Genomic DNA, 19,864 nt, shown 5'->3' with positions numbered 1-19,864 from the left:
CAACGACGGGACGGAACAGCCAATCATGACTAGGAACAGGCCCACAAGCCTGGATGCAACGATCGAGTCTCCCTGGCACGACGTTGGCTCCAGCCGCGTGCCATCGGCGGTCTACACGGACCGGGCGATTTACGAGCGTGAACTCGACCGCATATTCTATGGGCCACATTGGAGCTATGTGGGGCTGGAAATAGAGATTCCAGAGCCCGGATGCTTCAAGCGTACCGCTGTGGGCGAGCGATCGGTCATCATGATCCGCAATCGCAAGGGCGAGATCAATGTGCTAGAAAATCGCTGCGCACATCGTGCGATGCGCTTCTGCCAGGAGCGCACAGGTAAGGTGAAAACGCTGGTCTGTCCCTACCACCAGTGGAACTATAATCATGACGGTAAGCTTTTGGGCGTACCATTCCGCAACGGGGTAAAGGGCAATGGCGGCATGCCCGCCGACTTCGAGCTGGAGGACCATGGCCTTAATCGGCTGAAAGTTGCTGTACGCAACGGCGTGGTATTTGCCTGCTTTGACCACGATGTAGAGAGCATCGAGGATTATCTCGGTCCGGACATATTGGCCGCCTTCAATCGGACTTTTGATGGACGCAAGCTTGTCCTGCATGGTTATTCCCGCCAGCGTATTCCAGGTAACTGGAAGCTTATGATGGAGAATATCAAGGATCCCTATCATCCCGGCTTGCTGCACACCTGGTTCGTCACATTCGGTCTTTGGCGTGCTGACAATGAGTCCCGGCTCGAGCTTGATCGGCATGCGCGACACGCGGCAATGATATCGCGGCGCAGTGAAAAAGTGGTCAGCAACGTCGAAGAAGGCGTCACCAGCTTTCGAAAGAACATGGAGCTTAACGAGCCACTTCTGCTGGACATCGTCCATGAACCTTGGTGGGGACGCGACACTGTTTGCATGACGACCATGTTCCCCAACGTCATCTTTCAGCAGCAGGTAAATTCTCTATCCACGCGTCAGATATTGCCACTTGGCCCTGATAAGTTCGACTTCGTCTGGACGCATTTCGGCTTCGAAGACGATAACGCGGAAATGACCGAACGTCGCTTGCGCCAGGCCAATCTGTTCGGTCCGGCGGGTTTTGTGTCTGCCGATGACGGCGAAGTCATCGAATTCAGCCAGGAAGGTTTCGAGCAGGACAAGAATTTCACGACGCTGTGTGAACTGGATGGAACAAGCGTCGGGCCGGCAGACCATATGGTCACCGAAACGCTCATTCGGGGCATGTATCGCTACTGGCGGGAAGTGATGGAACTATGACCGCCGACCCGCTAATCCAGTTGCGCATCATGCAATTTTATGCGGCTTACGCGTCCTGCGTCAACGATGGCCGCTATGGCGACTGGCCCGATTTCTTCACCGAAACGGCCTGGTATCGGGTCGTCGCGCGGGAAAATTACGATCGGGATTTGCCGCTTAGCACCCTGTCTCTCAAAGGGCGGCCGATGATGAAGGATCGCATTTACGGGATCGAAAGCACGATCTTCCACGCGCCCTATTATCAGCGGCACTTGATTGGACTGCCCATGATTTTGGCTGCCTCGGACGGCAGGTTCGACGTCGAGGTCAACTACACGGTCATCCGAACCAAGCGGGACGTCGCCGCTGAGATATACAGCGTGGGTCGCTATATTGACCGGATCGTAGAGGTAGAGGGCGTTCTAAAATTCGAACAGAAATTCTGTGTATTCGACAATGATATAATACCGAATTCTTTGGTCTATCCGATCTAGGAATAAATAAAACAGGGGAGAATGTCATGAAGAAGGAGTTTTTGGTCGGGACAGCGGTTCCGGCCCTGCTGGCTTGCGTGCTTTCTACATCAACGTCGGCCAGGGCGCAGGTAAGCCGGGCAAGCGATCCCGAAACGATGATCAGCGATATTGTGGTGACCGCCCAGAAGCGTGCGGAAAATGTGCAGAATGTTCCCATCGCCATTTCAGCTTTCGGAGGCGAAGCGCTAAGCGAGCGGGCTGTCGGCAATGTCAGCCAGCTTGCCTCCCTCTCTCCCAACGTCAACCTCGACTCTGGCGTATCTTTCTCTGCCTCGACAGCCGTTTTGGCGGCGTCGATCCGCGGTATCGGCGCTAGTGACTTTGCCTTCAACATCGACCCGGCCGTGGGTGTCTATGTCGATGGCGTGTACCTCGCCCGGTCCGTCGGCGCCAATCAGGATCTGCTCGACGTCGAACGGATCGAAATCCTCAAAGGTCCGCAAGGAACATTGTTCGGCCGCAATACCATCGGCGGCGCGGTATCGATCGTGACCCGCGACCCTGCAAAGACATTTGGCGTGCGGGGCGATCTGACCGTGGGCCGCTTCGACCTGTTTCAGGCACGGGCATCGATCGATCTTCCTCTTGCCGAAAATCTCTACTCGTCGGTGACGGTCGATGTTAAGACGCGCAATGGCTATATGAAGCGTCTGGCCTTTCCCGGATCGCTCGGCGCCAATTCTCCACCCTACACCGTCTATCCTGCATCAGCCTATGAATCGCCATCGCGCGAAGGCGATGAAGACAATCGGACAATCCGCAGCAAGATCAAATATGATGGCGGCTCGTTCCGGTTAACCCTGTCGGGCGACTATGCCTTTACCAAGGGGACTGCCCCGACCAAATTATTGCAGACAACCAACGGCGATCCAGGCGGGTTGTTTGCCAACCTCTACAATCTGTGCATCAGCACGCCGGTCGATACGCTTACTGCCATCAATCTCATCAATATGTGTAACTCGTCGGGCTCTCAGTTGCCTTCGGTCCACCGCGGTGCGACGTCCCCGGTGAACCGCCTCTATACGCTGGCCGGCGTCAATGCAGATGGCAATCTCAACAATGATCTGCTGCCATGGGACAGCCGGTTCATCACCGACAGTCGCGACACCAGCTATGCGACCGGGAACAACTTCTCGCATCTTCGTAATTGGGGATTCACCGGCATCGCCGAAGTCGATCTGACCGACGACATCCTGCTCAAGTCCACCACTGCCTATCGCAAGAGCAAATGGAAGAGTGGTCTCGACGGTGATGGATCACCGATCAACATGTCGACCTATAGCTTCGAACAGCGCCAGCAGCAGTTCAGTCAGGAGCTACAACTCATTGGCAGTTCGCTGGATGACAAGCTTCACTATGTCCTGGGCGGTTATTATTTCAGGGAAAGTGGCTATCTTGCCGACTATGTGATTTCGGGCGAAGGCATATATGTCATCGATGGACCCAACTGGCTCAAGACCAACGCCTATGCAGCCTTCGGTCAGATCGACTACAGATTCAGCGACCTGATCGGGTTCACTGTCGGGGGGCGCTACACGCACGAGAAAAAGAGCTTTGAAGGGGGGCAGCAGGAACTGAGCGGGCTGTTCTACAAACTGATCGGCGCGCCATGTTCGGACCTTGCGGGCAATGTCTACCCTGATGCGATGGTGGGCGGTGTATCCTGTCAGGTAGCGGGTAATTATCCCGACCCATCCAACCCTCTGCGGATTTACCCCGGCGGTATCAATCATCTGAGCTTCAACAATTTTTCGCCGAAAGTTGGCGTCCAGTTACATCCTGCAACGGACATGATGGTCTATGGGTCATGGTCCAAGGGATATAAGACAGGAGGATGGACCACCCGTTATTCGACCCCGCAGACTTTCGTCAGCAGCTTCAACCCGGAAAAGGCGACGACCTACGAAGTCGGGCTCAAATCCACTCTGCTCGCTCGTCGGCTGCAAATTAACATGGCCATGTTTCTGACCGATTATAAGGCGATCCAGCTCAACTATCAGGTGGGACGATCGCCCACGATCGCCAATGTCGGCGACGGTCGGATCAAGGGTGCCGAACTTGAAGTGGTTGCCCAGCCCGCACGAGGTCTGACACTCAATCTGGCCGTCGGCTATACTGATGCTTATTATACACGGCTCGATCCGGCGGTGGCGGTCACCAGCGGTGCCAACGCATTGCAGGCCGGCGCCCTTGTTGGCAGCGTTCTGCCCAAGACGCCAAAGTGGAAAGCAAATTTCAGTCCCCGTTACGAAATGGCCTTGGGGAATGGCGGTAAAGTCACGCTAGTCGGCGATTATACCTATATTTCTGCCCAGACAAACAATGTCGAGAGAACCTATGTTCTAAATCGGCCGGGTGTATCGGTGATTAACGCCAGCATCAGCTATAGCGATCCTGCCGAGCATTATACGGTCACGGTCGGTGGACTGAACCTTACAAATGAGCGCTATCTGTCGTCGGGAACTGCGATTCCTGCTTTCGGCGCGATCATCGGATCCTACAGCCGTCCGGTTGAGTGGTATGCCCGGCTAGGCTTCAAATTCTGATCGATGCCCCGCGCGACGTCACCAGCATATCTTGGATGCGCAAGTGACGTCGCGCGGGGCTGCGCTCAGTTGAGGTATCGCGAGGCGGGCGCCTGATCCACGCCTTTGGCGTGGGGGGTACAGGCAAAGCTGGCAGCCCTTGCCGGATCGCCGCTGCGATAATCGGGGAAAGCGGGATAGGCGCAAATCGGCCGTTCCTGCGCTGGAGATGTGGTTCCTGCCGGCTTGCGGGCAACGATCTGCTCGGGGATCTTGGCACCTTCAGTCCATGCGACCAACTGCATCAATATGTCATTCTCAGGCGACACCGGCATTGCCTCGCCCCACTGTCCTATGTTCGTCACGCCTGGTCCTCCGAAGCAATGGCCCATGCCCGGAACCAGAAACAGGCGCGCAAATCTTGCAGCCTCCGACGTCCCGCCGGCTGCGGCGGCCAACCGATCATAATAGTTCACGACCTCCGCCACTGGCACTGCCGGATCAGCGACACCGGTATAGAGGAGAAGCTTGCCGCCGCGGCGTGCGAAATCCGACAGGTCAGCGACATTGGCGTTGAGTGTGCTGGAAAGGCGTGCATCGACCCGATCAAGATCATGGTTGAAATCGAAGCTGGATGGCTTGAACGAGGAGCCTAGCGCCCAGTCGAAGAGATAGAATTGCTGTTTGGGCCATTGCGCAGATCCTTGCATGGCAGGACCAAGTGGCTGGTCTTCGCTGCCAACGGTCAAGCCAGGATAGATGCGCTCCCCCGTTTCAGGGTTAGTCGGCCCGGCATAAAGGCGGCGCAACGTGCCGATCTGTTCTTCGGAGAAGCAAGAGTCAGACGTTTCACCTGCCTGACATAGCCGTAAATGGCTGACGTCGAACCGGCATTGCCTGGGATCGGTAAGGAAGCGATCACCTGGCGCGCCGCCATCCTTGCCGGCGCATGTCTTGATCACGGTTTGGGAAATGGTCGCCCATTGAGCCGAAGATAGCTGAGCGGCGGGGGATGCTGTAAGGGCAGCATGGTTCCAGACGAACGATGCGGCCACATGCGTTCTGTTATTGCCCGGATCGCCAGCCAATATACCGTCATAATCGGCAGGATATCGCTGCGCTGCGCTGAGCGCTTGCTGGCCACCGGTCGAGCAGCCCGCAAAATAGGCCCGAAAAGCAGAGGTTTTGTAATAGGCGGAGATGACGAGCTTTGCGATCCGTGTCATTTCGTGTGTCGCTCGGTAGCCAAAGTCCGCCCAATGCTCGGGCTTGTTCAGGCTCTGATTTATATCGGGTGCCGTACCCATATCGGTATTGGCCACAGCAAAGCCACGTTTCAGGCCCTCTACCATGCCCATTTCATAGGCGATCATGCCGGCGCCCCCACCATTGCCGGTTCCCAGAAAACGCCCGTTCCAATCCTTCAGCGGTAACCATACCTCTATGCCGATATGGCTCTGGGTGGAGGGGGTAGCAAAAATCTTCACCTGGCAGAAGGCCGGCATATCGCGCAGTCGGTCTGCAAAATCGGGCAGCATTGCGGGGCGGGCGAGGGTGAATGCACCTGCTGGAACGGAGGCGCTCGCAATCACCTTTGCGCCAGGCAATGCCATAGCGGCTATCGCCCTGCAACGCTGACCCTCAGCATCACTGGTGCCGGTTTGTCTGGCTGCCGCTACGGGCGCGGCCGAGGCAAGAAGGGTGGTTCCCAGCAATGCGGCAAGGCCTAACGATTTCACACTCACAAGATGGTCCTTTCGGGCACGAGGCAATAAAGGGGCCGACGCTTTATGTTGCTGTTCTCACAGGCCAACTTGCTGAAGATCGACATGACGGGTTTCGGGACTGCGCAACAAAGCAATCAGCGAGATGACAACGAGTCCGACGCACAAGATGGTAAGCCCGACGGAACTCCCGTTCGATCGTCCAGCGATCCAGGCTGCGACAAAGGGTGTTGGCCCGGCGAATATGAGATTGGCGCCTGTATAGGCGAGGGCCGATCCGGCGTAGCGTACCGCGGTAGGAAATTGCTCTGCGAAATATGCCGGCAGGATACCGCTCTGTGCCTGAATGCTACCGCCAAATAGCGCCATGGCGATCACGATTAGCAGGATGTTCCCGCTGCTGAGCAGCGGGAAATAAAAGCAACTGATCGCAAGCATCACTACACCTGCAACGATCAAGGGTGGTTTGCGCCCGAAACGATCTGTCGAAGCGCCGCCCAGAACGGTTGCAGCGATCGCAATGACATTGGCCGTCATGACGCACGCGAAGATAGTGCCGCGCGTCAGCGCGGTATGATCGGTCAGATAGGCGATAGAATAGATGTTCACGATCCAGAAGCAGGATGCTGGCGCGGCCCAGAACAGTAAAAGTCGTACAATAGTGCTGTAGTGAGGAGAAAGGGATCGATCTTGTGAGGCATAGCAAGGTTTGAGCTTCTCCACCGCTCTTTCTTTTTCGAGTGCCTCGAATGCAGGTGTCTCACTGACATGATAACGCAGATATACGCCTACGGCGACGAGCAGGATGCTGAGCAAAAACGGAATACGCCAGCCATAAGCCTCAAACTTGGCTTCATTCATAAGGGCGGCGATGCAGAACAGCATACCGTTGGCGAACACCAGACTGACAGGAGCGGCGACATTGATGAAAGATCCAAACAATCCCCTGCGGTGCGACGGGGCATGTTCCATCGTAAAAAGTTGCGCCCCGGTCGCTTCTCCACCCAAGGCGAACCCCTGAAGAAAACGCAAAACTACGATTAGTAGCGGCGCCCAGAAACCTATGACGGCATAGGGTGGCATGAGACCGATCAGAAGCGACGAGACGCCCATCAGAATGAAAGTGGCCAACAGAACTTTCTTTCGCCCGACACGATCGCCGAGCAATCCAAAGATAATGCCGCCTGCCGGCCTTGCGAAGAAACCAACCCCAAAAGTCGCAAAGGACGCCAGAATCGCAGTCGCCGGGTCCAGCGTGGGAAAAAAGAGCTTGGGGAAAATGGTCGCAGAAACCGCACCATAGGCTGTGAAATCGACCCATTCCAAGGCAGATCCCAGTGCGCTGCTGAAGATAGCTTTCCCGGATTGTTGCGATTTTCCGCTCTGATCGACCGATCCTATGTCCGCGTCTCTCCCTGACATTCGCGCCCTCTCTCCATGACCGTGATTATATCATAGCCTGGATGCGACGCGCCCGTGTCGATCCCAGCCCATATTGGCCGATGCTCACGACACCGCCATTTCTATATGTTTATATATGATTTACAGCATGCGCTAGTGAAATATGGTGCATCCCAAAACAAGGCTGACTGCCTATCTCAAGTTGACAGGCACCGAAATCTACGCAAGTGAGATTCACTTATAGGATATTCATTGCATATTTTGGCATGCAGCGACAGTGAAATGGTGATGGCGAAAAGCGCTACCCAAAACCCGGATCCGCGCGTTTGAGAAGGTTTCGAATGTTGGGAGAGAATGCATGAGAATTGGCAAAGCCATCGGCGCGGCCCCGATATTTGCGGCAGCTTTATATTCAGCCTTCGCACAAGCAGAAACCGCCGATGCGTCACCAGACTCGCGCGCGGATGCGACCGTGCGCGCAATGCGTCCCGAGGAAAAGGTCATTCTCACGCATGGCGTGATGGCGGTTCCCATCATTGGACCGTTAAACCTGCCGTCCGATGGGGTATTGGGTGCCGGCTATATTCCGGGGATAGATCGGCTGGGCGTCCCGTCGCTGCGCGAAAGCGATGCCAGCCTTGGCGTGTCCTACATATTTGGCATGCGCAAGGATGGTGCGACAGCACTGCCCTCGGCTCTGGCGATGGCGTCGACCTGGAATCCCGGCCTTATTCGTCGCGGCGGACAAATGATCGGCTCCGAAGCGCGGGCGAAAGGGTTCAACGTCCTGCTAGCCGGAGGCGTGAACCTGATGCGCGATCCGCGCAATGGCCGCAGCTTTGAGTATTTCTCCGAAGATCCTCTGTTGTCGGGCATATTGGCCGGCAACGCCATAAAGGGCATTCAGTCCAACCATATCATTTCGACGATCAAGCACATGGCCCTCAATGGTCAGGAAACTGGCCGCAAGTTTGTCGATGTGAAGATCTCGGATGCCGCGGCACGCGAAAGTGACCTGCTGGCATTCAAGATCGGCATCGAAATTGGCGATCCCGGAGCGGTGATGTGCGCCTATAATCTTGTGAACGCGGAGCATGCCTGCGCAAGCGATTATCTGCTGAATAAGGTTCTCAAGCAGGACTGGCGCTACAAAGGCTTTGTGATGTCCGATTGGGGGGCTGTGCCCGGCGTCGATGCGGCACTCAAGGGCCTGGATCAGCAATCCGGCGAGCAACTCGATACCGGGATTTTCTTAGACGACAAGCTGGTAACCGCAGCACAGTCAGATCCACGCTATGCTGCGCGCCTCGACGATATGAACCGCCGCATAATATGGGCAATATATGCCAACGGGTTGGACAAGCATCCGGCTCAAGCAGGTGGCTCGATCGATTTCGCTGCAAACAGTGCCGTCGCACTGGAAACCGCCAAACAGGGCATTGTCCTGCTCCGTAACACGCGCGGCGTGCTTCCGCTGGCGCGAACCGCCAAGTCGATTGCGGTGATCGGCGGTTTTGCCGATATCGGCGTTCTTTCGGGTGCAGGGTCGAGCCAGGTTCACGGGCCTGACGGTCCTGCGGCGAATCTGACGCTCGGCGATTCCGGGCCGTTTTCCGTTTTCATGTCGCAGCAATATCATGCGTCAGTCCCGCTCAAGGCGATCAAGGCCATGGCGCCCCAGGCTGTGGTGAAATTCCGCAATGGACGGTCCGCCAGCGAAGCGGCCAGCCTGGCAGCGCAGGCCGACATTGCTATCGTCTTTGCCAACAAATGGTCAGGCGAAGGTATGGACCAGCCTGATCTTAGCCTCCCTGACGGGCAAGACGCGGTCATCGCCGCTGTCGCTGCTGCTAATCCCAACAGCATCATCGTGTTGCAAACGGGCAATCCAATCCTGATGCCATGGCTGAACGAGACGGCCGCGGTGATGCAGGCTTGGTACCCCGGCGCGCGAGGCGGCGAGGCGATCGCTTCGGTATTGTTCGGGGAGACCAATCCGTCTGGCCGTCTTCCAGTTACTTTCCCAGCCAGCGAAGCACAACTGCCTCGGGTAAAAGTCGATGGCTTTGACACCGTTGAGCCAAGTTTCGCGGGAAATCCATCAGACCCTGATGCCAAGCTCGTTGTAGACTATGATATCGAGGGATCGGATCTGGGCTATCGCTGGAACGCACGGAAGAGGCAAAAGGCTTTGTTTCCCTTTGGCTACGGCCTATCCTACACCAGCTTTGAGGCATCAGGCCTGAAGTCTGACGGAACGACCGCCACGTTCCTGGTCCGCAACACAGGTGATCGCGCCGGCGCAACTGTGGGGCAGGTCTATCTGGTCAGTCGCAATGGCGATGCCAAACTGCGGCTGGTCGGTTTCAGCCGGGTCGAGTTGGCGGCAGGGTCGTCGCGCAAGGTCTCGGCTTCGATCGACCCGCGCCTGCTTGCCGACTGGAAGGACGGGCAATGGTCGATGCCAGGGGGTACGTTCACTTTCGCGCTCGGCGACAATTCAGAAGCGCTGGGCAGGCCTGTAAACGTGCGAATGTCGGCACGGTCCTGGAAAGACTGACAGACACCGGACATTTGCTGCCAGCAAAGGCAATTATCGACGCATAGTTGGTTTGCGCCCGAGAACAAAAGGCGTGAACACTCGTGCCGCCAAAAAACCTACAAATGCGGAGGATATCCGTCGCCAGACGTATCATTCGAATGGCCGGTGTAGGTCTTATGAGACCAGTGCGCGGGTGGGCGTAGAGCTATGTAATCACGCAGATATTCGACGAGTTATCTATCCGGCCTGCGCTTTGCGGTCGGAGGCGATATCATGGTGGAACGTAGAGAATATTCATCGTGCGCTTGAGGTTGTAGGCGATGGCGGTGAGGTGGACTTGGATGGCGGCTTTGGCGAGACCTCGCCATCGCATTCGGCACAGGCCGTAGCATCGCTTCCATGTCCCGAAGATCTTCTCGATGCGGGCGCGCACGCGATGGATCGGTTGATTCCATTCATGGAGCTTGCGGAGCGTTTCAGCTTCGTCGCGGCTCCACATGCCGGTGGCGACGATCCGGGGAATGCCGCCCTTTGCCAGCACGGCATCACAAAAGTGATTGCCGCGATAGGCGCTGTCGGCAAACACCTCACCGGGATTGTCGGGCAAGGCATCGGGATTTGCATTGCCGTCATTGATATTGGCCGATGTGATCGACACTTCCTCGACCAACGCGGTATCGGCATCGGCGCCAACATGGGGCTTGAAGCCGTGAACGGCCCGCTTTCCCTTGTGTTTTACCCAGCGCGCATCATCATCGTCTTCACTGGCTGAGGCTATGATGGTGGCATCAACCAAGGTTCCGGTCTTAACCGTCACTGCCTTGGCCTTGAGCTGCATGGTCACGGTTTCAAACAGCGATCGGTCAAGTTGGTGCGCGACCAGCAGTCGGCGGAATCTGACAAACGCGGTACGCTCTGGCGTCGCCTCATTCGCGGAAAACCCACAGAAGCGGCGAAACGAGGCCCGATCGTCAAGGGCCTCAGCCAGCTTCACATCGGACAGATCATACCAGATCGACAACAGGAGCGCTTTGAACATTGCCAGGGGCGGCCAAGCGGGCTCACCTTTGGAGGCTGGATAAAGCGGTTCGAGAAGAACCGCGACCGTGTGCCAATCAATCAGCGATACAAGCGCATCCAGCGATGACGTCTTGCGCTCGGACCCTGAAAACCCAAACCGCTCCTGACCAATCGAACGCTGCGCCACGGCCGCTCTCCTCCCAGGAAAGCCCATAGAATCAGCCATTAAAGCGCCTGTCTACGCCCACCCGCGCACAGGTCTCCTTATACCAACCTCCAGTGAGGCTGACTCACGAGGGGGCTTCCCACGGCGGTAAATTTCTGAATCTATGGCTCCCCGTGGGAGGGCATGGCCATGGGTGCAGCGATCGGATTGCGGGATGACTTTGACGCGTTGGGCTTGAGGCGACTGGCGCGCGCGACAAGGAGCACGAACACGGCCGGCGGCTGCTGGCATTGGCGGAAATTTATGATGATGGGTGCCGAAGCGATGCCGCGCGTATCGGCGGCGTGACGTTGCAGATCGTGCGCGAGTGGGTGCTTCGGTTCAATGCGCAAGGTCCAGACGAACTTCTCGACGGGAAGGCGCCAGGCAAGCGCCCCGTGTTGAATGATGCCCAGCGCCAGGCCCTTGCGGAGATAGTTGAAAGCGGCCTAATCCCGGCGATCCATGGAGTTGTGCGTTGGCGGTTGATCGACCTGGCGCGGTGGCTCCATGACGAGTTTGGCGTGTCTCTGTCGGAAACGACGGTGGGGCGTGAGTTGAAGAAGCTTGGCTATGTCAAACTGACGGCGCGTCCGCGCCATCATGCCCAGAACGAATATGCGAGGGAGGACTTCAAAAATGGGGCTTTGCAGCTGAGCTGGCAAAGATCAAAGCCGCCCTCCCGCGCGGTACGCCGGTAGAGGTCTGGTTCCAGGACGAGGCCCGTATCGGCCAGAAGAACAAGATCACCCGCCGTTGGGCGAGGCGCGGCACCCGGACCTCCGCGCCCAAGGATCAGAGGACCAAATCGGCCTACATCTTCGGGGCCATTTGCCCTGAGCTTGGCAAGGGCGCTGGCCTCGTCTTACCCTTTTGCAATACCCAGATCATGTCGCTGCATCTGGCGGAAATATCGCTCGCCATCGAGCCGGGCGCCCACGGCGTGCTGCTAATGGGTCAAGCTGGGTGGCATATGACCGGAAAGCTGGAGGTGCCCGAAAATATCAGCATCGTTCCGCTGCCGCCGAAATGCCTGGAACTCAATCCGGTCGAAAATATCTGGCAGTTCATGCGCGACAACTGGCTGTCCAACCGGATCTTCACAGCCCACGACAACATCATCGACCTTTGCTGCGAGGCTTGGAACCGGCTGGTCGATCAGCCGTGGCGCATCATGACAATCGGACGCCGAAAATGGGCACGTGGGTGGTGATCAATGCAGGCTGGTATTATAGCCTAGCTGCACGAATGCAGATGCATCAACCCTTAAACTGGAAAATCTGAAGCTATCCAGCGGCAGTCGATCCGAAAATGGATCTCCCCAGCTATGAAGGCGGCACCCGATTCACGTTATTATGTAGGAAAGTTGGCACGTCTTTGCTACTATTCAACAACTTCGGATCACATCTCAGGCATCTCAACTGCCGATATCCTGCTTTGCATGGTGTGAGAGGACAGTTCGATGTCGAAGGTAGCAACAGGATCTTGCGCCGAAGTTGCCAATTGTATCTGATATCGCCCTGGAACCACATGCCAGGCGTTCGTCTGCGTGTCCCAAATTTCGAAGGCGCTGCGCGGCAATAAAACTCGAGCAGACTGCGTCTCACCGGGATTTAGTTGCAGACGGGAGAAGGCCTTGAGTTGGCGCGGCGGCTCGCCCGCTTCTTGCGGGAATGTCAGATAGACTTGCGGCACGGCAATACCAGGCCGGGCACCGCTATTTGTCACGGCAAAATCTACTGCCCAGTTATCACCGGCTGCCTCTGCATGAAGTCCGCTATAAGCGAAATGCGTATAGGATAGCCCGTAGCCAAACGGATAAAGGGGGATAATCCCGCGCTGATTATACCAGCGGTATCCTACAGCGAGTTCCTCACTATACTGGACTGAAGTTCCTTGTCCTTTGTATAGTTCCGGCGACGCCATCGGCGACTGTGCTTGGGACGCAGGGAAAGTGATAGGCAACCGGCCCGAAGCATCGACGTCTCCGAACAACATAGAAGCCATCGCTGGTCCGGCCTGCTCTCCTGCATACCATCCTGCTACGATCGCGCCTACACTGTCCTTCCATGGCATCAAGACAGGACCGGTTGTATGCAACACCACGACGGTTCTTGGATTCGCATTGGCAACGGCTGCAATCAGCTCGTCCTGATCGCCCGGTAGTAAAAGGCTTGTCTTGTCCGAGCCTTCGGTAGCATCATCGGCAGCAAACACTACCGCAACGTCGGCGGCACGCGCAATGGCCACCGCCTCTGCAATCATCTGCGGGTTCGCAGGCTGCCAACCCAGACGAATTTCAGCCGGCATGATTGTGGGGGCGTGGCTATAGTCGAGTTGTAGCGTGACCGGCATTCCTGCCGTCAGCCGGATCGTCCCATGAAATACCGAACTGAAGCTTTCCTTTGTAGCTCTGACGACCGGCTGACCATTTACCATAAGGGTCATGTCGCCCCCACCCGAAAGCGAAAAGCGAAAGAGACCACTTCGGTCGGGCGTGAGAACGCCCTCGTAACGGCCGGACCAGGCATCGGGGAGGCCTTGCGGCCTGGCGTCGGCGGTGTCAGGTACGCTCACATCGGCGACACGCATCGGCTGGCCAGACCAGTTCGGATTGTCAAAATAGCTTGCTCGCAGGCCTGGTTTGCCATCGGGTGTACGCACCGCAGTATCCGGCAGGATGGGCAGCGGGCCATTGCCAAGCGTCCCGCGCGCGTAAGTGACGCTAATTCCAGAGCCGGCGCGCTCGCGGATTGCGTCAAATGGTGTGGGGATCGGAATGCCGTCGCTTTTGACAAAACCGCCGTTCCGCTCCGTGGTGTGCACGCCAACGCCGGCGTCATCACCGATGACGGCAATCGAACGCGCCTTGCCCAACGGAAGCAATCGACCCTCATTGCGCAGCAGCACGATACCCTGCGTCGCGATCTGACGCGCCAGCGCGGTATGCGCCTCGCTACGTACATTGGCATCAGGCGTCCCGGTTGACGGGTGATCTATAAGTCCGAGGCGCACCATTGGACGTACGATCCGGCGCGCCATGGCGTCGATCCTTTCCATAGAGACCGTTCCCTCCGCAATCGCCCGGGCGAGAGGAGGGCCGTAAAAATCGGGCATGCCAAATGGCTGTTTCCCGCCTGGCATCGAAATGTCGAGGCCTGCGTTTGCCGCCGCCACGGTACTGCGATTGCCAAAATACCAGTCGGACGTAACAAATCCGTCGAAGCCCCAATCCCGCCGGGGGACTGCCAACGTGGTTGCATTCTCGCAGGCATGGATGCCGTTGACGCGGTTATACGCGCACATCAGGCTGCCCGCTTTACCTTCGGTGACGGCAGCGCGGAAACCGGGATAGTAGATTTCGCGAAGCACGCGCTGTGACACAACGACGTTGAGCGCCTCGAACGAAGGGGCGTCGCCAAAACGCAGCCACTCTGCGTTGTTGGCGACAAAATGCTTGGGCATCGCGATGACGCGATTGCTCTGGATACCTTGTACGATAGGGACCGCTAGACGGGAGGTCAGGAACGGGTCCTCGCCCAGTGTCTCGGCAGTTCGGCCCCACAATGGACTGCGAGCGATGTTGATCGTTGGCGCAAGAGCGACGTTTCGGCCCTTAGCTGATTGCTCGGCCCCCAGAGCGATGCCGAACTGTTTTGCAAGATCGGTGTTCCAGCTTGCCGCCAAAGTAATGGGTGCTGGAAATTGCGTGACCCCGGGCAGGCTGTTACCGACACCGGCAACACCGTCCCCCATGCACAAAGCTGGCAGGCCTAGTCGCGGCAGGCCACCGGCATGTCCGACGCAGGCGGTGACGCCCTTGCCGCTGGCGTCGAGTGTTGTGTCTCCTTCGAAAAGGCGGAGTTTCTCCGCTGTCGTCATCTCCGCGACAAGTCGATCCGTACGGTCGTCGACCGTCTGGGACAGGCGTGCACGCGATGGGGTCGCGCAGCCTGTTGTCAGCGTGAAAAGGCAAGCGGTCGCAAGGATTACATTGCGGCGAGTCATGACCGGGACACCGTATGTTGAATTTCGCCAAAAATGCCGACAGGCTCGTGACGAGCCTGTCGGCTAGAGTATCAGAAGTTCAGCAAGCCAGACAATGCGATCGTCCGGGGACGGTTCATATAATATCCGTCGGGATAGATGCCGACTTGGATATTATTATAGTTGGTAATCGTATCGTCGTTGAACAGGTTGTTGGCAATCAAAGTCAACGACCACTGATCTTTCGAAATCCCTGCACGCAGGTTCACCAATGCGTAGGAATCAAGCTTGTGATAATTGGAAATCGAGCTGTTGAACTGCGTCGTGGAACTGCCCTGATAACTCACGTCGCCGCCCACATTGGCGTCTACACCCAACGCCTCAAGCGGGAATCGATAGGTCGCACCAGCCGAACCCGACCATTTGGGCACGTAGGGAACGCGGTTGCCGTCGAGGCCCGTCGTCGGGTCCGGATTGTCCTTATCGAGCCGGGCCAGACTGTAGTTGCCGGACAGGTTGATCTCTAGGCCGTGAATGGGCCGATAGTCGATCGTCACCTCCGCGCCGCGCACCGAAGCTTTACCACCGTTTCCGGTGTAGCCGTACGATGCAATACCGTCAGGAGCATAGGCCAAGTTGCTTGTCTGGATGTCTGCCCAGTCGATATAGTAGAGTGCGGTGTTGAAGTTTAGACTATTGTTCAGCAACGATGTCTTCACACCGAATTCGTAGTTCCACACAGCGTCAGACGCATAGCCCTGCGGGATGGAGACATTGGCGAACTGGGCCGCCGTGGTGTCGTTTGTGCCGCCGGGACGATACCCCTTGGCGACCTGAACGTAAGTGTTGATGTCAGGACTGACCTTGTAGGCCACGTTGAAGCGCGGGATCACGCCATTATCCTTGTAGCGGAACAGGTCGCTAAGGCCGGTTCCAGGTGATGCCGGGAAAGTGACATATGTGGCAGACTGCTCGCGCAGCTTGATGTCGTAATAGCGCGCGCCGACAGTGGCGGTCAGTTTCGGCGTGAAATCATAGCTCAGTTCGCCGAACAGCGCGCGTTCCTTGACCGTGGTGAACACTGCACGGTCGAGCAGGGCGCCTGCATCCTGATCAATATAGCCTGTTTCAGAAACGAACGGCCATGAGCTGGAGAAATTCCGCTTCTCGTTCTGGAAGAACCCGCCGACCAGCACCTGGAACGGGCCATCGAGGTCGGATGCGTAACGCAGCTCGCCGCTATCGATGCGCCGGTGTTTGGCCTGGCGCAGCGAGCTGCGGCCGACCCCGTCATAATCGAGGCCCAGATAGACATCGGCGGCCAGCGATGCATCGCGCATGAACAGGGTATCGCGCACAAACCGCGAGCCGGTTGCGGTGATCGTGCCCCAGTCTTGTTTGTACGTCAGGGTGGCGTTGTAGATCTGGCTTTTGTCTTCGTAAGGCGAGCGGGCATAGTCGTTCTGGAAATAACCCGAGCGGGTGATCGCGTTGCCGTCATAATCTACGGTGTTATAGTAGTTTTTCGCGTCCTGATTCAGCTTCTGATACATGGCCATGCCATCAAGCGTCAGTCCGTCGGTAATTTCCCACCGTGCTTCCAAACGCGCCGCGCGAGATTCCTCGTTGTTGGCGTTCTTTTCGAAGCGATTGTCTATCCAGCCGGGCAGGTTGGCGTAATAGCCCGAAGCCCGGATCGCGAACACGCCCGGGACGATCGGCAGGTTGATGGCTCCATCGGTCTGGAAACCAAGCGCAGCGCCGTCTGTGGAGCGCAGGGCGGACTGCACATATCCACCTACCTCGTCGAGCTTAGGCTTTGCAGTGATGTAGCGGATCGTTCCAGAAAGCGCGCTTGATCCGAAAGTCGTGCCCTGCGGTCCCTTCAGCACCTCAACGCGTTCGATATCGAACAGCTTTATATCTGCCGCTTGGCCGCTGCCGTCCTGCGAGTTCTCACCAGTGATGATGACTTCGTCGAGATAGACGCCGACCGTGCCCGCGCCTGCCGAATTGATGCCGCGGATGATGTAGCGCTTGTCGCCTGGCCCTTCATCCTGGGCCGAAAGCCCGGCGACGGAGTGGAAGTAATCCGCGAAGTCGAGCGCGCCCTTAGCCTTCAGATCGGCTCCAGAAAGAGCTTGGACTGCGATCGGCACCTCCTGAACGGTCGTGGCTGTGCGCTTGGAAGCGGTCACGACAATATTGCTACCCTGCGCTTGTGTGCTGTCCTCGCCTTGCGCAAAAGCGGGTGCTGCAAAAGCGATCGAAGCGACGATCGCGGTGGCGGAGGCATTTCTGAGCATAGTGTTTTTTGTCATGGACCGGCTTTCCCTGAAGTGCGAAGTTGACTCTAAATCAATCGAACCTTTTCTTATTTTTCCTCAACTATTTCTCTATTATAGACAGTCAAATCTCGTGCTTGACATTAACGGTAGACAGATTGGCCCGATCCCGTTCCTTGGCGACCTGATCGCCAATCGGCCAGGTGATACAGGATTGTGGCTGTGGGCATTGATATGCCGACGCGATCGGCCAGTTCCAGGCATGCCCGCGCGATGGCATTGAGTTCAAGCGGCCGGCCTGCGTCGAAATCTTGCAGCATCGAAGTGCGGAAATCGCCGGCTCGCTCTATCGCCGCCAACATATCGGCATCGGTCATCGCAAGCTTTTGCCCGAATGCAGCGGCAAGCGCCCGCACTTCGGACAAAATCCCGATAACTGCGTGACGCAGGCCAGGATGTGCATATTGCTGCGACAAAGTTGCCTCGGCGACTACGGAAAGCGGGTTGGTGGCGAGATTCAGTGCAATCTTGGTCCATAACACCGGCCGGATAGCGTCGACGCTGTTAGTATCTATGCCGGCGGCTGACAAGGTGCATGCAATCTGACGGGTTCGGTCACGCTGAATGCCATTGTTCATACCATCTACGCACCCGCCATCGACGTCGCCGATAGTCATCCGGCACGCGCCATGGGATCGCACGACGCCATCGTCGCCAAGGCTCGCGGTCAAAAAGGCCACGCAGCCTATGATTTGGGCTTGCGGTATCAGCCGCGCGAGGACACCGCCCGGATCGATCGCCTCGATTGGTGGTTGGTCGCCATCGGCAAACAGCCACCATGGTATGCCGTTGACAATAGGGATGACGATTGTGCCAGGATGAATGCAGTCGACCAGTTCAGGCAAAAGCTGCGGCAGCGCATCGGATTTCGTTGCCAAGAGCAGGACGTCCTGCGGCCCGGCTGCCCCGGCACTCGATACCGGCAAGAGATGGGTTTCTTCCGCTTCACCGTCCGCGACATAACGCAGCCCATGGTTTTGGAGATTCGCAAGCCGTTTACCGCGCGCAATCAGAAGAGGATTATGGCCTGCACGCGCGAGGGCTGCGGCGAGGGTGCCGCCCAGGGCACCGACCCCGGCTACCGCGATCTTCGATCCGGCGATCAAGCGAAGGCTTCCTGCACGTCTCGCAGTGCGTCCGTGAAATAGGGAATGTCGTCCTCGCGCAGGCCGGCCAGGTTGATGCGGCCAGAGGCGGCCATATATATACCGAAATTGGTCCGCAATTGCCGGATCGTTTCCCCCTCCAGCGGCAAAAGAGAGAACATCCCGCGTTCCTCCGCCAGGCGCGACAGGTCGCAAGAACCGATGCGCCCCGCTTGAGAAAGGGATGCGCGGACCGAAGTGACGCGCCTGCGCATGGATTTCAGTTCATCCCCCCAGTTCGCGATCAGCTGGTCGTCCTGCAAAACAGTGAGGACCGCTGCGGCACCGTGGTCAGCTGGCATCGAGTAGATGCCGCGGGCATGGGACATCAGGTGACCGTGCGCGGCGTCCATCGCAGCAGTGGTTTCAGCGGCGACGAACAGCGCGCCGACACGTTCGCGGTAAAGTCCGAAGTTTTTGTCGCAAGAGTAGGCGATGAAAAGTTCCGGAACGGCTGCTGCAAGGACGCGCAGCCCCGCGAGATCTTCGTCCCAGCCGTCGCCAAACCCTTGGTACGCAGCGTCGATCAAAGGAATAAGACCTTTTCTGCTACATAAAGCGGCCAGATCCGCCCAATCCGCAGGAGCGAAATCGACACCGGTGGGATTGTGGCAACAGGCCTGGAGCAGTACGGCATCGCCTGGGCAGGCTGCTTCAAGCGCCTCTAGGAATTGGGCCGCGGATGTGAGGCCTTCCACGGCGTTTTCTACTGTGTGGCAGGGCAGTCCTGCAGACATGAAGATCGGGAGGTGATTGCTCCAGGTCGGAGTTTGCAGCCAGATCTTCCGCCCGCCGCCTGTGCGCGCCAGCAGCACGCACGCCAGGAACAGCGCGCCGGTTCCGCCTAGCGTCTGCAACCCGCGTACAGGTCGGTTAAGGCCAAGCGCTGCGCGTGCGAGCGTTTCGACGAAAGCGACGTTGCCGTCCGGTCCCAAATAGGCTTTGGTTTGCTGCGACATGGCGAGGCGCTGTTCCGCGATCCTGATCGCATCGAAGATTGGCGTAGCGCCATCGGAATCGCGATACACGCCGACGCCCAGATCGATCTTGCGATCGCGCAGATCGCCCGCGAACAGAGCTGTCAGCGACAAGAGGGGGTCCGGCGCCATGGGAGCGAGGGAGGCTAGTGGAGGATATGGGGAGGTAGGTAGAAATGTCATATATCGACTATAG

General features: G+C 57.5%; 11 protein-coding genes and 1 pseudogene. 5 read left to right on the top strand and 7 right to left on the bottom strand.

Annotated elements, in window-relative coordinates:
* The first annotated feature begins 25 nt into the window (after nt 1–25).
* The 3 genes from BMX92_RS11665 to BMX92_RS11655 are packed head-to-tail and all read left to right on the top strand — an operon-like array spanning nt 26 to nt 4,343.
* A complete protein-coding gene (locus BMX92_RS11665) occupies nt 26–1,282 on the top strand; it encodes an aromatic ring-hydroxylating dioxygenase subunit alpha (RefSeq protein ID WP_093016719.1) in 1,257 nt (418 codons plus the stop codon).
* Entirely contained in the window at nt 1,279–1,755 is a 477-nt protein-coding gene (locus BMX92_RS11660) for an aromatic-ring-hydroxylating dioxygenase subunit beta (protein WP_093016578.1), read from the top strand. The genes BMX92_RS11665 and BMX92_RS11660 overlap by 4 nt, the downstream gene beginning before the upstream one ends.
* 26 nt (nt 1,756–1,781) lie before the next feature.
* A complete protein-coding gene (locus BMX92_RS11655; protein WP_093016576.1) occupies nt 1,782–4,343 on the top strand; it encodes a TonB-dependent receptor in 2,562 nt (853 codons plus the stop codon).
* A 65-nt stretch (nt 4,344–4,408) separates the two neighbouring features.
* On the opposite strand, the gene BMX92_RS11650 is transcribed toward BMX92_RS11655, so the two are convergent.
* Together BMX92_RS11650 and BMX92_RS11645 are read right to left on the bottom strand one after the other, a co-directional pair.
* On the bottom strand, nt 4,409–5,935 hold the full coding sequence (locus tag BMX92_RS11650; protein ID WP_218145768.1) for a tannase/feruloyl esterase family alpha/beta hydrolase: 1,527 nt from the start codon (nt 5,933–5,935) through the stop codon (nt 4,409–4,411).
* 189 nt (nt 5,936–6,124) lie between these two features.
* Entirely contained in the window at nt 6,125–7,468 is a 1,344-nt protein-coding gene (locus BMX92_RS11645) for an MFS transporter (protein WP_093016574.1), read from the bottom strand.
* 337 nt (nt 7,469–7,805) lie between these two features.
* Between BMX92_RS11645 and BMX92_RS11640 the strand changes: the two genes are divergently transcribed.
* Nucleotides 7,806–10,007, top strand: coding sequence for a beta-glucosidase family protein (locus BMX92_RS11640; RefSeq protein ID WP_093016572.1), 2,202 nt, complete (start codon nt 7,806–7,808; stop codon nt 10,005–10,007).
* Between the two features lie 253 nt (nt 10,008–10,260).
* On the opposite strand, the gene BMX92_RS11635 is transcribed toward BMX92_RS11640, so the two are convergent.
* The gene (locus BMX92_RS11635) at nt 10,261–11,196 is read right to left on the bottom strand and encodes an IS5 family transposase (protein ID WP_093016570.1); all 936 of its coding nucleotides are present in this window, start codon (nt 11,194–11,196) and stop codon (nt 10,261–10,263) included.
* Between the two features lie 168 nt (nt 11,197–11,364).
* Here BMX92_RS11635 and BMX92_RS11630 point away from each other — a divergent pair.
* A pseudogene (locus BMX92_RS11630) lies at nt 11,365–12,427 on the top strand (IS630 family transposase).
* Between the two features lie 188 nt (nt 12,428–12,615).
* Here the strand turns inward: BMX92_RS11630 and BMX92_RS11625 are convergent.
* The 4 genes from BMX92_RS11625 to BMX92_RS11610 form a co-directional block, all read right to left on the bottom strand.
* Nucleotides 12,616–15,222 (bottom strand): beta-glucosidase H, encoded by a 2,607-nt coding sequence (locus BMX92_RS11625; protein ID WP_093016568.1) that lies wholly within the window; start codon nt 15,220–15,222, stop codon nt 12,616–12,618.
* Between the two features lie 71 nt (nt 15,223–15,293).
* Complete coding sequence (locus BMX92_RS11620; protein WP_093016566.1) at nt 15,294–17,522, bottom strand: TonB-dependent receptor; 2,229 nt, start codon at nt 17,520–17,522, stop codon at nt 15,294–15,296.
* 107 nt (nt 17,523–17,629) lie between these two features.
* Nucleotides 17,630–18,652 (bottom strand): ketopantoate reductase family protein, encoded by a 1,023-nt coding sequence (locus tag BMX92_RS11615; RefSeq protein ID WP_177185013.1) that lies wholly within the window; start codon nt 18,650–18,652, stop codon nt 17,630–17,632.
* Nucleotides 18,649–19,800 (bottom strand): aromatic amino acid transaminase, encoded by a 1,152-nt coding sequence (locus tag BMX92_RS11610; RefSeq protein ID WP_256213399.1) that lies wholly within the window; start codon nt 19,798–19,800, stop codon nt 18,649–18,651. Before BMX92_RS11610 ends, BMX92_RS11615 begins: the two co-directional genes overlap by 4 nt.
* Between the last annotated feature and the right edge of the window lie 64 nt (nt 19,801–19,864).

The sequence above is a fragment of the Sphingobium sp. YR768 genome (assembly GCF_900111125.1).
Classification (GTDB): Bacteria; Pseudomonadota; Alphaproteobacteria; order Sphingomonadales; family Sphingomonadaceae; genus Sphingobium.
The sequence above is the reverse complement of the archived record's forward strand: the minus strand, read 5'-3'. Positions and strand labels throughout refer to the sequence as shown.